10 protein-coding genes are annotated in these 15220 nt (G+C 62.8%); all 10 read left to right on the forward strand.

All coding sequences use genetic code 11. From position 1 onward, the window contains the following. The first annotated feature begins 37 nt into the window (after positions 1-37). The 10 genes from glmM to AB1411_11250 all read left to right on the forward strand — a co-directional run bounded on the left by glmM (position 38) and on the right by AB1411_11250 (position 15194). Entirely contained in the window at positions 38-1387 is a 1350-nt protein-coding gene (glmM, locus tag AB1411_11205; protein ID MEW6544166.1) for a phosphoglucosamine mutase, read from the forward strand. Between the two features lie 11 nt (positions 1388-1398). After that, on the forward strand, positions 1399-3954 hold the full coding sequence (locus AB1411_11210; GenBank protein ID MEW6544167.1) for a DNA internalization-related competence protein ComEC/Rec2: 2556 nt from the start codon (positions 1399-1401) through the stop codon (positions 3952-3954). 191 nt (positions 3955-4145) lie between these two features. Beyond that, the gene (locus AB1411_11215; GenBank protein MEW6544168.1) at positions 4146-4373 is read left to right on the forward strand and encodes a hypothetical protein; all 228 of its coding nucleotides are present in this window, start codon (positions 4146-4148) and stop codon (positions 4371-4373) included. 693 nt (positions 4374-5066) lie between these two features. Then, complete coding sequence (locus tag AB1411_11220; protein MEW6544169.1) at positions 5067-5408, forward strand: hypothetical protein; 342 nt, start codon at positions 5067-5069, stop codon at positions 5406-5408. Between the two features lie 514 nt (positions 5409-5922). Continuing rightward, complete coding sequence (locus AB1411_11225) at positions 5923-7782, forward strand: tetratricopeptide repeat protein (GenBank protein MEW6544170.1); 1860 nt, start codon at positions 5923-5925, stop codon at positions 7780-7782. 346 nt (positions 7783-8128) lie between these two features. Further along, positions 8129-8956, forward strand: a complete 828-nt coding sequence (locus AB1411_11230) for an AAA family ATPase (protein ID MEW6544171.1) — start codon at positions 8129-8131, stop codon at positions 8954-8956. Positions 8957-9392: 436 nt separating this feature from the next. Further along, positions 9393-10160 (forward strand): HD domain-containing phosphohydrolase, encoded by a 768-nt coding sequence (locus AB1411_11235; protein MEW6544172.1) that lies wholly within the window; start codon positions 9393-9395, stop codon positions 10158-10160. A gap of 449 nt (positions 10161-10609) precedes the next feature. Next, a complete protein-coding gene (locus tag AB1411_11240) occupies positions 10610-11554 on the forward strand; it encodes a polysaccharide biosynthesis/export family protein (GenBank protein ID MEW6544173.1) in 945 nt (314 codons plus the stop codon). Between the two features lies 1 nt (position 11555). Continuing rightward, on the forward strand, positions 11556-13694 hold the full coding sequence (locus tag AB1411_11245) for an AAA family ATPase (GenBank protein MEW6544174.1): 2139 nt from the start codon (positions 11556-11558) through the stop codon (positions 13692-13694). A gap of 60 nt (positions 13695-13754) precedes the next feature. Next, positions 13755-15194, forward strand: a complete 1440-nt coding sequence (locus AB1411_11250) for an O-antigen ligase family protein (protein ID MEW6544175.1) — start codon at positions 13755-13757, stop codon at positions 15192-15194. The last annotated feature ends 26 nt before the right edge of the window (positions 15195-15220 follow it).

The raw sequence follows: 15220 nt of genomic DNA on the forward strand, positions 1-15220 counted from the left end.
CCGGCGGTTGGATCCTGATTGATGCGCAAGGAGAACGATGAGGAATCTGTTCGGCACTGACGGGGTCCGCGGCGTCGCCAATCTCGAACCCATGACCAGCGAGACCGCGATGAAGTTGGGTCGGGCGGCGGCCTATCTCTTCAAGCGGCGCTCGGGCCGGCACCAGATCGTGATCGGCAAGGACACGCGGCTCTCCGGGTACATGCTGGAGTCGGCGCTCACGTCCGGCATCTGCTCGATGGGCGTGGACGTGCTGCTGGTCGGGCCGATGCCGACCCCCGCGATCGCGTTTCTGACCAGAAGCCTCCGAGCCGACGCCGGGGTCGTGATCTCCGCCTCCCACAATCCCTATCAGGACAACGGCATCAAGTTCTTTTCGAGCGACGGGTTCAAGTTGCCGGACGAGTTGGAAGTCCGGATGGAGCAGTTGATCACCTCCGGCGAGATCGAGCACCTGCGTCCGACGGCGGACGAGATCGGCAAGGCTTACCGGATCGACGATGCGGAGGGACGGTACATCGAGTTCGTCAAGCGGTCCCTGCCCCGGGACATGGATTTCCAGGGCCTCAAGGTCGTGATCGATTGCGCGAACGGGGCCGCGTACAAAGTTTCGCCCAAGGTGTTCCGGGAACTGGGCGCGACCGTGTGGGTGATCGGGGACGGGCCGGACGGGACCAACATCAACGCCGACTGCGGCGCCGTGCATCCTGAACGTCTGCAACAGTCGGTGCGGGACCATCAGACCGACCTTGGCATCGCTCACGACGGTGATGCGGACCGGGCGGTTTTCGTGTGCGAGCAGGGCCGGGTCGTGGACGGCGACCACGCGATGGCCATGCTGGCCCTGGACCTGCACGCAAGGGGTCTCCTCAAGCGCGCCACCGTGGTCGGCACGGTCATGAGCAATTTCGGCCTTGAACTGGCCCTCGGAAAGGCGGGGATCAGGCTCGTGCGCACGGCGGTCGGCGACCGGTATTTGCTGGAGCGGATGGTGGCGGAGGGCTACAACTTCGGAGGCGAGCAGTCGGGGCACCTGATCTTCCTGGACCACAATACGACGGGGGACGGGCTGATCACGGGCCTGCAGATCCTGGCCTTGATGAAGCGCACCGGCCGATCCCTGTCGGACCTGGCTCGCTGCATGAGCGCCGTGCCTCAGGTCCTCCTCAACGTGCGGGTCAGGGAGAAGCCGGACCTTGCCGGCCTGCCAGACCTGCAGCAGGCGATTCGGGAGGGCGAGTCCAGGCTGAACGGCGCCGGGCGCGTCCTCGTCCGGTACTCGGGCACCGAGCCGTTGCTGCGGATCATGGTCGAAGGAGAGGAAGAGGGGTTGATCCGTTCGGTCGCCGACGACCTGGCTGCCGCCGTCCAGAAGCGGCTCGGCTGAACTCCGGTTCGATGTTCCTCCCCTCAATCGCGGCTTTTCTCGTCGGGCTGGTTCTCGGCGCCTTCCTTCCGTACCTTCCGCTCCTGATCCTCAGTCTGGCCATCCTCGCGTCGGGCGCCTCGACGATCCTCGAACGGGTCGGGCGCCTCACGGTCCGCCTGGGCGTCCTTCTCTGCGCCAGCCTGGCCGCCGGAGTCCTGTACTGGACGGTCTTTGCCTGGGCGACGGCCGGTTCTCCTCTCGCGGAGGTGGCCGGGCCTGACCCGGTGCTGGTCGTCGGTCAGGTGGTTGAGCCGGTCCGGTACGCGCCGGACCGCGCCATCGTGGTCCTGGACGTGCGCGGGCTGCGGAAGGCTGGCCAAGGGGAGGCTGCCGGCGGGGGGCAGCAGGCTCGGGGGCGGGTCCGTTTGACCTGGCGGGAGCCGGACCTGACGCTGAAGCCGGGAGATTCGGTCTCGTTCACGACCCGCCTTCGTCCGCCGTCCGGCACGGTGAATCCGGGCGGCTTTGACTACGGGGCGTACCTGCGGCGGCAGGGCGTCGACGCGGTCGCGTTTCTCGCCGGTCCGGGCCAGATCGTGCGACGGCCCGAAGATCCTGCCTCGCTCAGATGGGGGCTCTGGCGGACGAGCGAGGGGTGGAGGGCGCAAATCCGCCGGGCCGCCATCGCAACGCTCCAGGGGCCGGCCCTCGGCATCTATCTGGGGATCATCGTCGGAGACTCGGGATACCTGACCCAGACGGTGCGCGATGCCTTCATGGCCACGGGCACCGTTCACATCCTCTCGATCTCCGGATCTCACCTGGGATTGATCGCGTTTCTGTCCTTCTGGATCGTCAAGGGTGCGTGCCGGTTGCTCCCTGCCTCGTGGTTTCTGGCCTTGACCCGCCGGGTGACGCCGACCAGGTTGGCCGCTGCGCTCACGGCCCTGCCGGTCTCGTTTTACACGCTCTTGGCCGGGGCGGAGGTCGCCACGGTCCGCTCCCTGATCATGATTCTGCTGTTCCTGCTCGCTGTCTGGCTCGGCCGCGAAGAGCAACTCGTCCTGACCCTGGCCTTTGCCGCGCTGATCATCCTGCTCCACGATCCTCGCGCGCTCTTCGACATCTCCTTCCAATTGTCCTACTGCTCCGTGCTCGCCCTGGCGCTCGTGTTGCGCTGGCGGGTGCGGCGGGACGAGGCCCCGGCTGCCGACTCCTCGGGGACCAGCCGCATGGCCAGGTGGCTGCGCGGATATGGCTGGATCACCGGCGGGGTGACGCTGGCTACGGCGCCGCTCGTGGCCTACCATTTTAATCAGGTTGCCTGGCTGGGGCTGGTGGCCAACCTGATCGTGGTGCCGCTGGCCGGGTTCCTGCTCGTTCCGCTGGGGTTGGGCTCCGCCGTGTGGATCCTGTTGTCGGGGCGGGAGTCGTTGGCGGCCGGATGGCTCAACCAGACGTGCCTGGATCTCCTCTCCCAGGTCGTCACTTGGATCGCGCGCGTGCCCGGCGCCGAATGGCACGTGGCCTCGCCGGCGATCCCGGCCGTGGCGGCCTTCTACGTGATGCTGGCTTTGGCTTTGCGAACGGCCGGCAGCCAGACGATCCGGGGGATCAGCACGCTGGGCCTGACTCTGTTGCTCGGTTGGTGGATTTGGTCGCCGCGCCCTGCGTCGGACGGCGACACGGTACGGGTGGCCTTTTTGGACGTCGGACAAGGGGACGCCTGCGTCCTGGAACTGCCCGACGGTCGGGTGATCCTGATCGACGGAGGCGCCGTCCACGAGACGCTGGACATGGGACGGGCTGTGGTCGCGCCATACTTGTGGGACCGCGGGATCAGGTCGCTGGACGCCGTCATCGGCACGCACCCGCAGCTCGACCATGTGGGAGGCCTCGCCGGGGTCTTGCGTAGCTTCCGGGTGAGCCGGTTCTGGAGCAACGGGGTCCAGCGGAACGAGCCGTTTTACCGGCGGCTGATGGAAGCGCTCCGCGATCGCGGAGTGTCCGAGCGGGTGGCGGAATCGGGACAGGAGTTCCTCGATGAAGGGCCCTGCCGGATTCTGGCACTGAACCCGCCGCCACGTTCCGGCGGGAACCTGGTCGTGGAGAGCGGCTCGGCGCTCAACAACCTTTCGATCGTGACGAGACTGGACTGCGGTCCTCACTCGTTTCTGTTTACCGCCGACGTGGAGGCGGAGGCGCTGGCTCGCTTGCTGGCCCGCCGGGATTCCAGTCGGGCCAGGGTCCTCAAAGTTCCGCATCACGGGGCCCGAAGCTCCCTGGACGAGCAGTGGATCGAACGGTCTGGAGCGGAGGTCGCAATCGTCTCGGTCGGAAGCCGCAACCCCTACGGACATCCTGCCCCAGAGGTGTTGACGGCGTATGAAAAACGGGGCATCCGGATGTATCGGACCGATCGAGATGGAGCGGTGACGGTCGTGGCGAGGCTTTCCTCCTCCCCGTTTGAGGTTCGTCGGGCCAGAGAGCTGGTTCCCCGGCCAGTACCGGTCAACCGCTCGATGTGGATCGCCGAACGTGAGAATCTGCGCCGGTTCTGGGAGCAATGGCGGGGAACTATCTGACTAGACAGGAGGTTGACGGCGAGGCTTGACATCCCTTGGATTCTCTCCCAGAATGGCCCCGGAGAAAGCCCATGCCCATGCCAAGGCGGCCAAGGGTCTCCGGCTCGATTCGCAGTAATTGGAAGTTCGCGCTTGGGCTCGTTGGGCTCTGCGCGGCCGTCGCGTTGGGGACCGCGATCGCGACTCAGGGGTTGGAGACGCTGACCAAGCGTTTCTCCCTGGCTGTCAAGGCGATGGGGAATCCGTCCGCGCTGAGCGCGGAGGAAAAGGCCGAAGTCAAAAAGATGATTAAGGACAAGCGTTCAGCCAAAGAGCTGTACGACAAAATGTCTCCTGCGGAGCGCGAGCGGGCCAAGCAACAGTTTGACAATCTGAGCGAGGAGCAGAAGAAACAGTACCGCGAGATGTTTGGCAAATAAGAGATCTCCCGTACATCTTCACCGGCTGCTCTTGGTTTTCCCGCCTCCTTCCCAGCACATTTCGATGGCCTTGCCGGCGTGGGTGCCCCCGCCGTACCGCCGCGCTTGAAATTCGCGTTAGAAGTGTGGCGGCGGTTCTGAACGCGCAATTCTCGGCCGCCGATTGCCTTCAAAAAGATCCCTCCAACGACAGACGCCATCAATTGCTTCGGGGATGGCTCCCGAAAAGATGCGACCTTTGAGCAAGCGGGGGCATGACAATTCCGCATGCTTTTGGAGGGATTTTTGTTTGACGTTCCAGCAGGTTGCGTGTATGGTAAGGGTAATCCTTGCAATCGTGTGAGGTATTACCACGTGATCCCCTCGAATGCCAAACTGCTCCTGCGACACCCCCTCCCGAGGAGAACCCGCCCCCGGACTCTCTTTGAGAAATTACGTCACTGGAAACGAAAGAATCTCCGAATTATTTTCCTCGCCTTGTGCCTTTCCACCGTCGTAGCCGTCGGAATCCATTTTGCCAGTATTGTGGGGCGAATATACAGTGGGCTGCTGATTCTTCAGGCCCGGTATTATGTGCCCAAAGATCACGAGCGCCAGCGCTACAATCTGGAGAAGATTTTACGCCAGGGGCAGTAAATGGGTGCTTTGGCTGCGAGTGCCAGACCGAAGAACAGTTCTCGCAGGAGCCGTACGATGAGGCGGCACAACAGCTTTTCCAGGGTCGCGAAAGACAACTGGAAGTTCGCCCTTGGGCTCGTCGGGCTCTGCGCCGTGGTTGGTTTGGGTGTGTCAGTGGCCACGGGAGGGCTTGAGGGAGTCGTCAAGCGCGCCACCCTGGCACTCAGGGCGGTTGAGAATCCGAACCAGTTGTCGGCTGCCGAAAAGGCCGAAGTCAAGAAGATGGTCAAGGATAGACGCTCTGCAAAGGAAATGTACGACAAGTTGTCTCCCGAGGAAAAGGAGCGGGCCAAGAACACCTTCAACGCGCTCAGCGAGGAGCAGAAGAAGCAATATCGGGACATGTTTGGCAGATAGCGGGCACCCCAAGGGGCGCTTTCCTACCAGCGGCTAGATGGTGTCCGTTTTTCTTCTTCCTTCACGCCTTCCGGTTTTCCCCGTCCTGACCGGAGTTGACCCTTTACCTGAATCGAGAGTCTTTCGCAGGCGGGCTATCCACAACCGCCTGCGGAGCGAGGAGCCACCGAAACCGGATATCCTAGCCCAACGCCCGCAGAACAGCGGTCCGACCACACCCAACACGACGGGATCAGCAGCAGCGCCTTCAGAGCCCTCGGGCGGGATCAAGGGCTTGCCCACCAGCCCGGTTGAGCATCCGAGTGAAAATCTGCTCTCGCATCCTGGGCCGCTGCTTGCCAGAACGACGAGAAGATGATACGAACGTGCCCCAACGGCCCCCATGGGGCAGGCGAGAATCCCGCACCGGGCCGGGTCAGATCGCTATGCCTGACGTGATGCATTCTCAAGTTTCCGGTGTCTTCTGCGGCCGGGCCTCTGTCTGTCGTTGCGGCGGCGGCACGGGTGAGGGCCTGTGAGCAGACCGGTTCGCCCGGCGATCTTCTGCCTGCTCGGCATCCTGCTTCTCGGTCCGCACGACGGCTTGGCCCAGACGAAAGGGGCGGAGGCACCTAAGAAGAAGCCCTCGGCCCAGGCCAAGAAACTGCCTCCTTCGGCCTTGCTTGAGCGGGCGCGCGGATTCGAGTCCCAGCAACGGTACGATCAGGCCGTCGCCGCGTACCGCGACTATCTGGTCGTCCGTCCCCAGGACGACGAAGCCCGGACATCGCTGGCGGCCATCCTCACTCAACAAGGAAAACTCGACCAGGCCGCCACGGAGTACGAGACCGTCCTCTCCCGACATCCCGACTTGATTCCGCCGGCCCTGGCCCTGGCGGCGATCAGGATGCAGCAGCAGAAATTCGCGGCAGCGCAGCGGGCGTACGAGCAGGTCCTGCGCCTCGATCCGGCGAATGGGGGAGCACGGCGGGGGCTGGCGGACGCCCTGCGCGCCAGCGGCCGGTCCGCTGAAGCCCTTCTGCACTACGAACTCGTGTACCAGGCCACCAACGACCCGGTGATCGCGGATATCATCCGGCAGATCAACGACGAGCTGAAGCAGGCCTTGGGCCCAACTACCAGCCCCCAGCTCACTCCCGAACAAATCCTGGAGAAGGCGCATGCGGCCGAAGCGGCCCAACAGTATGCGGAAGCCGCGACCGCCTATCGTGAGTATCTGTTCGAACGGCCGAACGACGACACGGCCCGTCAGGCTTTCGCGCAAATCCTCGCCTCGGAAGGCTTCTTCACGGAGGCGGTCAAGAACTATGAACGGCTTCTGGCCAACCATCCCAACGATGTCGAGTTGCTCCTCGCCTTGGCCAGGCTCTCCATGTGGCAGAAGAAGGCGGGCGCGGCCCGCAGCTATTACGAAGAGGTGCTCCGTGTCGACCCCCGCAACCTAGAGGCCAAACGCGTGCTGGCGGAGGTCGCCTATTGGGCCCGGGAATACGGGGAGGCGCTGAGCTATTACGACGACATCTATGCGGCCACCAGGGACCCGGAGATCGAGAGGCGGATCCGGGAGATCCGCCGGGAATTGCTCCCCTCGCCCCAGGCGATGATCGGGCCCTCCGAACGGGCCCTCCAGCTCCCGTTTCGCAACTATGTCAAGCTCGGATACAGTCATTACGCCTACACCAATGGAGTGCCGGATGAAAAAAGCGGCCAGTTGGAGCTCGCTCACGCCTTCGGAGACCAGACTGCGGTCATCCGCACGGAGCTCATCAACCGCTTCCACCGCGAGGATCTGCTCACGTCTGCCAGTTTCTACAGTCCGCTCTGGAAGCGCGCCTGGGGCGCCTTCGACGGGTCGTTCGCCGCGAACCCCGCCTTTGTCTCGAATTTTTCCGTCGGCGGACAGTTCTCGCAGGGGCTGGGGCTCTTCCACGAGTCCCTCTCGTTTCTGGAGACCGGGATCGGCTACCGGCACATGACCTACAGCTACAAGTCCGCGAACACTCCGAATCTCTCCACACCCGCGATCGAGGTCGACGTCCTGACCCCGAACGTCACCCTGTACCTGCCCTTCGACTTGTGGCTGACCGAGAAGCTCACCTACGTTCCGCAGACGGGCGCCGCGACCTTGACCTCCCAGTTGACCTGGAGGCCGGGCGAGCGCGTGCAGGTCTACGCCTCCGGCGCGTTCGGCACCTCCGGCGAGCGGCTCGTCGCCTTCCAGGATTTCACTCGGGCGGAGACCCGGAGCTACCAGGGGGGCGTTATCTTTCCCATCTGGGGGCAGGTTTCAGGGGAGTTCAACGGCTTCTACGAGGACCGTGGATTCCTCTACATTCGGCGCGGCGGGTTCTTCAATCTGATTTGGCATTACTAGCCAGGTGGCTGAAAACCCCTTTTGCCGCCGGAGAGACAGCGGATGCGGGAGACCGTGGAGAGGGGATCAAGCAATCCACAGGATGTTCAAAAAGGATGCCAATGTTGTTACAGCATGCAAGGCGGGTGTAGGCGTTTCTCCGCCGGCCTGTTCGCCTCTAAGCGCCATCACGACCCTCTCGCCGTGCGGGCGTTTTCGGCTGGCCGACTGTCCCAATATCCTGGTCCCGCCTCAGGTTCGGTGAGCGCGTTAAACCGAACCGATCGCTTGAAGTGGTTGACAAATCATGACTTTGACGGCACAATGTGCCACAATTCGGCTCAGGCTATCCACAACGGGCACAGACGTGCATTACGAATCGTACTGGGGTCTGAAGCTTTCACCCTTTGAGAACGTTCCGGACCCAAAGTTTTATTTTCCTTCCCCGAAGCATGAGGAGGGGCTGCACCGGCTTCTCTACGGGGTCGAAGCCCGGAAGGGTGCCATTCTGCTGACCGGCGAGATCGGTTGCGGAAAGACCACACTCAGCCGCCAATTCATTCAGCACCTTGCGCAAGAACGGTATGACACGGCGTTGATCGCCAATCCCTCCATTGATGCGCAGGAGTTTCTCGGCGAGGTCCTGTATCAGCTTGGAATGGCCTCCAATGGCTCCAAGCTGGACCGGCTGCACCGGCTGAACGAGCACCTGCTCGACAATTTGAGGCAAGGGAAGGACACCATCATCATCGTGGATGAGGCCCAGGCGATCACCGACGACACGGTCTTTGAAGAACTCCGCCTGCTCCTGAATTTTCAGCTGAATGACCGGTTTCTTCTCACCCTGATTCTCCTCGGCCAGCCTGAGTTGAACGAGCGGCTCAATGCCCTTCCGCAGTTTGCCCAACGCGTGGCCATTCGTTTTCACCTGCCGGCATTCGATCTTCAGGAGACCACGCGATACATTGAGTTCCGACTCAAAACTGCCGGCGCCGACGCCCGGCCCATATTTTCCTCTGAGGCCGTTGACTTGATCTTCAAGCACTCCGGAGGCATTCCTCGGAACATCAACACCCTGTCGGATCTTTCTCTTCTCACCGGCTGTCTTGAGCGCAAAGCCCAAATCGATGTCACCATCGTCACCCGCGTCGTGGCGGATTTCCGGATAGGAGACCGGAGTGGTACGGCTCACTGATCTGATCAGAGGAACCAAGAGCCCTCCCGAGGAGGAGTCAGCGGAAAAGAAGGCCGCCGAAGAAGCGGCTCCCTCCAAACCCGCCCCTCCGCCGGAGCCGGAAGCTCCACCCGCGATCCAGCTCAAGGCACTCAGGGAGCAGGTCTTACGGGAAGCGGCTGAGGCCCCTCCGCCGCCGCCACCGCCTCCTCCGGCTGAAGTGCGGAGCGTGGAGTCCCGAACGGCCGCCTGGGCCTTGCCGCAATCAGCCGCGCCAGCACCGGCGCCGGTCGGGACGGTCTCCTACGAAAGGTCCGTTCCGCCCTCGAAGCCCGAGCCAGCGCCGGGAGTTGATTGGTATGCTCAAGCCGAATCGGTGCTTGAGGCGATCGCCAGGGCAGTTCGCCAAGGCCGGCCGTTTTCCCTCAGTGACCTCTCGCAAATCGCCAGCGGCCTGGTGACTTCCCTGGCGCAGGACGACCGCCTCCTGGTTCGGGCGATCTCCCACCAGAGCGGTTCCTCGCTGATCGGGAACATGGTGCATGTCGCGATCTACGCGGTCAAAATCGGCATGGGGATGGCGTATCGCCCGGACGAATTGGTCAGGTTGGCGCTGGCCGCGCTGGTGCACGACCTCGGCATGTTCCGTCTGCCCGCGCCCTTGCTGGAGCAACAGGGGCGGTGGTCGCCGGAGCAGATCGCGATCATGCAGCGGCATTCACTGCTCGGCGAAGAGCTGTTGAGACAGATGGCGCCGGACCAGCCGTGGCTGGCCGAGGTGGTCGGCCAGGAGCACGAGCGGGTCAACGGCACAGGCTATCCCCGGAGGCTCCAGGGTCATCAGATCCACGAGTTTGCGTTGGTGATCGGATTGGCGGACATCCTGGACGCCATGCTGCGATCCAGAGCCAACCGCCAAGCGTTGCTTCCGTACGAGGCGGTTCGGCTCCTCCTTTCCCGGGAAAAAGCCGGATTCCCAACCAAGATCTTTAAGAGCCTGCTCCAGCAGTTTTCCCTGTTCCCGGTGGGAACGTGGGTCAAATTGACGTCCGGGGAGATCGGCGAAGTCATCCGTTCGAATCCCCGGTTTCCGTTGCGGCCGGCTGTCCGGGTCATGGTGGACCAGAGCGGTCAGCGGCTGCGTGAGCCGCGTGAGCTCGATTTGAGCAGCTCGCCGCTTGTGCACGTGGCGGAGATCGTTGATCGGGTGCAAATGGCCTTCTGACCTCCGATTCTGGGAGGGCGAGATCAGACCACAAGCCGTTTCCAGAAGGTTCTTGTTGTGTTGAGAACCGCAGGAGACCATAGCTTTTCACCTCCTTCCTGGACAATCAGCACGGATTTCTCTCCTCGCCGGTCGGCTGGAGCCGGGGCCGATGCCGACCGCTTCGACAGCCGAATAGGTCATCCAAGACAGAGGCGCGGAGGACAGGGGATTCGCGTGCGTGTCACGGAACGTTCGAGGTTCTCCTAGGAAACATGCTTCGACCCCAGACACGAGGCTCTCACCGAGGTTTGCGCCGCTCCCTCGTGCGCGTGCTGCTGGCACTCGGGGCGGGTCTGTGGGGCGGGTGTTCGTCGCTGGCCATCACCCCGAACAGCCCTCCCGGAGAAGCCCCTCCCGTTTATGAGCTGTCTCCGAGCAATCTCCCGGGAGGGTTGCCGGTTGCCGCGATGCCAAAGACCAGACGGACGGTGGATCCCAACGACCTGATCGACGCCGGCGATACCTTGGAGGTGATCGTCCGGCGCGGGGCGGGAGAAGAGAAGTACGCCGCGACCGTGCGATCCAACGGCACGATCACGGTGGCGTTCACGGACGTGGATGTGAAGGGGCTCACCGAGGCCGAGTCGGAGGCCCGCTTGAACGAGAAACTGGCCGCCGTCATTCGCAACCCACGAGTCCAGGTGAGGATCGCGCAGAAGGGGATCACGAGGCCGAAGTTCTTCTACATTCTTGGCGAGGTAAAAAACCCGGGCAAGCTTCCTCTCGATCGAAACATGACGCTTCTGCAGGCGATCTCGGCCGGCGGTGGACACTCGGAGGTCGCGGATATGAGGAAAGTCGTCACGATCTCCCGTCGCGGCGAGGTGCCGGTCGTGCGCGTGGCGAACCTCCAGACCGTGCTGGTTTCAGGAGATCTGACCGCCGATATTCCGCTCGAGGACAATGACATCGTGTTTGTCCCGCGAAGCGCCATCGGCGACTGGAGCGTGTATTACAACAAGGCGCTCCTGCCGGTCTTGAACAGCTTGCTCACCGCGACCAACATCGTGTTCATCAACAAGGTGATGCAGGACCTGTTCGCCCAAACGACTGGGCCCGGGGTCGCCGTCGGAACCACCTGCTGGGTTGCACGTGTCCTGTACGGGGAACAGGCCTGGCAGACGAACCTGTTACGCTGGTACATCTGGGGACCGTTTGCCGAGCACTGGTATGGCCGGCTGTTCGGCGATCTCTATATGCGGTACGGACGGGAGGTGGCGGACTTCCTCAAGCGGCATCCGGGCGCTAAAATGTTAGTCAAACCGTTGTTCGATCGTCTGCTGCAAGAGGCGGTGGAAGCCGTGGGCCAGAAGCAAGCGTCACGCCTCGCGCCTCGCGCCTCGCGGTCTTGATATGGCCCAATACGATTTGAATCTTGTCGATTTCTGGCTGGTCGTCCGGCGACGGAAGGCGATCATCCTCTTCACGGTCGTGCTCGTGGCCGTCTTTACGGTGGTCATGCCCTACATGGTCGGGCCCCCGCCGATCTACAAGACATCCTCTCGCGTCAAGTACGAGCGATCCACGACCACGGCCGGCCTGTTGCAGGAGTCCGTGTCGGTTGGGGAAGGCAGCGATATCGGGACAGAGGCGGAGGTCATTCGCAGCTTTCCCGTGATGGAGCGTGTCGCGAAAGGGCTGGATCTCATAGACAAGGAGCTCGATTCCAAGGAGGTCCGCCAAAATCCGGAGTTTTTGGACATTATCTATGGGATTCAGGGGCACATCGAAGCCTCTCAGGAGGGCAGCACCAACATCCTGAAGATCACCGCCACGGCTTCCGACCCCAAGCTGGCCGAGCGGTACGCCAATCTGACGGCTGAAGCCTATCGCGAGGAGAACATCTACAACCGGAACCGGCAGGTGATCGAGGCCCGCCGTTTCGTCGAGAGCCAGCTCAAGACCCTCGAGGCCAGTCTCCATGAGTCCGAGCAGAAGCTCCGGGAGTTCAAGGAGCAGGAGGGCCAGGTCTTCGTGACAGAGGAGGCGAAGCAGGCCCTCGAGCAGCACCAGAAGCTGGAAGCGGAGCAGGAGCAACTGCTCCGAGTCAAGAAAGAGGTGGAGACCCAGCTTGCGCAGTTGAAAAAGGGAGGGCCCATCGAGACGGCCACCAACCGGGTCTATTCGGACGAGGTCGAGGCCCTCATCAGCACGCTCAACAAGCGGATGGTGGACCTGACGCAGGAGCGCGACAACCTGCTGATCAACTACACGCCGCAGCACGCGCTGGTGCGGGAGCTGGACCGCCGGATCCTCAACGTGAAGAACGAGATGATCCGGGAGCTGGAATCCAAGCTCCGCACGATCACGGAGCGGGAACAGGCGATCCGCGATTCCATCGGCCGATACAAGGAACGGTACCTGAACCTGCCGCAGGCCGCGATCCTGTTGTCCCGGCTGGAGCGGGATGTCATGGTCAACAGCAACCTGTACGCGGCCCTCAAGGCGAAGCATCAAGAGTTCCTGATCCGCGGGGCCGAGCAGATCGAGGAGGTGACGATCATCGAGCCGGCGGTTTCCTCGGTCAAGCCTACCAACGCCCCCAACCTGCCGCTGAACGCGTTTCTCGGCGTGCTGATGGGCACGATGGTCGGCCTCGTGGCCGCCTTCCTGAAGGAATCCTTCGATACCTCGATCGGGACGATCGAGGAGGTCGAATCTTACCTCAAGGTACCGGTCCTCGGCGTGATCCCGCGTGTGGACCGGAAAGAGATCGAACAGGAGATACAAGCCGCGTTCAAGGAGAAGTTGGACCGGGAAACGCTGGATCTTTACTGCCACCTGGTCGCCCTGTTCGACCCGCAATCTCCCCTGGCCGAGGGCTACCGGTCGTTGCGCACGAACATCCAGTTCGCCGGCGGCCTGGAGGGCAGCAAGGTCCTGGCCTTCGTCAGCGCGGGGGCTCAAGAAGGCAAGTCTACCAGCGCGGTCAACCTGGCCATCGCGCTGGCCCAGGACGGCAAGCGCGTGCTGCTGGTGGATGGCGATCTCCGGAAGCCGACGATCCACGAGCGCCTCGGGCTGGAACAGTCTCCGGGATTGAGCGAGGTCCTGCTCGGGACCGTGTCCTATCACGAGGCCATCCGGACCGTGACCGACCTCATGCTGGGCAAGCTCGGGGTGGATCAGGTGATCAACGCCCCGGGCATTGACAACCTGAACATCCTGCCCTCGGGCAAGAGACCGGACAACCCCGCGGAGTTCATGAATTCCCCCCGTTTGAGCGAGCTCATCCAGCAGGCGAGGAGCGAGTACGACATCACCATTTTCGACTGCCCGCCGATCTTGCCGGTGACCGACGGGGTGACGCTCGGATCGAAAGTGGACGGGGTCGTGATGGTCTACCAGGTCGGCCGGGTCGGGCGCAACGCGTTGCGACGAGCGAAGGCCCTCTTGGAGAACGCCAAGGCTACGCTCATCGGCATCGTCTTGAGCAACGTCAGCGCGGAGCTGACGCCCGACTACGAGATGTACCGCTACAGCTACCGGTAGTCGGGGCCGTATCGGACCAGAGCTTTGCGTATGGACACCATTCGCATTGGATTCTTGGAAATGCTGTTGCTCCTTCTCCTGGCCGTGGGGCTCGGCGTCGCCATTACCACCGGCAAGTCCGTGATGCTGCTCGGGATGGTCATAGGAGCGGCGATCCTGATCGCGGCCTTCCTCTCCACGCCCCTCGGTCTCTACCTGCTCGTCTATTCCATGCTCCTCGGTCCCGAGTTCATCTTCGGCGGCGAATTGGCCGGTGCGGCGGTCGGCGGGAAGAAGGCGGGCACCGTCGGGCACGGGATGACCCTGCGCATGGACGACTTCCTGCTCGTGATCGTCGGCCTGATCTGGCTCGTCAAGGCGGCCATCCACAAAGAGGAAGCCCCGTTCAAGCACACGAGACTCAACGGGCCGATCTTCCTCTACGTGGCGGTCTGCGGCGTGGCCACGGCGATCGGCGTCCTGGTGGGGCGGGTCCGACCCCTGCCGGGCTTCTTCTTCAACCTGAAATACTTCGAATACTTTTTCCTCTATTTCATGGTGGTCAACGTCGTCAACTCCTGGAAGATGACGAGGGGGCTGGTCAACGCGAGCCTGATCACCTGCTTCTTCGTCTGCCTGTTTGCGCTGGCCCAGGTGCCCACCGGCGAGCGGGCCTCGGCTCCCTTCGAGGGGGAGGAGGGGGAGCCCAACACCCTGGGCGGCTATCTGGTCTTCATCATGGCGATCGTGACGGGTCTCCTGTTGACTCCCGAAGCGGTGAAGAAACGGTGGCCGTACGTGACACTGCTGGTCTTTGGACTGTTCGCGTTGCTGGCTACCCTGTCCCGCTCGTCCTATCTGGCCGCGATCGTCGTCCTGCTCGTGCTCGTCTTCAAGACCAGCTACAAGCGGCCGCTGCTCTTTTCCCTCGTCCTTCTCATCATCGCCGCCTCACCTTGGTGGATCCCCGATGTGGTGAAGGAGCGGGTCTTTTTCACCTTTACCCAGTCGCCCAAGGAAGTCGGGCAGGTCAGGATCGGGGGCGTGCGCGTTGACACTTCGACCTCCGACCGTCTGCGGTCCTGGCAGCAGACGATGAACAACGTCATGGAATCGCCTCTGTTTGGAGCAGGGGTGACCGGCTCTCGATACTTCATGGACGCCATGCTCCCGCGCATCCTCACCGAGACGGGGATTTTCGGCTTCGTGGCCTTCAATCTGGTCTTGTGGAACGTCTTCCGGGTCGGGTGGACGAGCTACCAAGGATCGAAGAACCCGTACATGCGTGGAGTGGCGTTCGGGTTCCTCCTGGGATTGCTCGGGCTCATGGTCCATTCGCTCGGCTCGAACACCTTCATCATCGTCCGGATCATGGAGCCGTTCTGGTTGTTTGCGGGGCTCATTATGAAGGCGCAGATGCTTGAAGAGACCCAGCCCGAGGAGGTCGAGGAGCGGGAGGCACTCACCCATGAGGCGCCGGGGCTCAGGGTGGGCTTGGGAATGGGGCGAAGCCTGCGCTGACTCGGACGCTCTGGTTGCGCCCATCG

Source organism: Nitrospirota bacterium (assembly GCA_040757595.1).
Taxonomy (GTDB): Bacteria; Nitrospirota; Nitrospiria; order Nitrospirales; family Nitrospiraceae; genus JBFLWP01.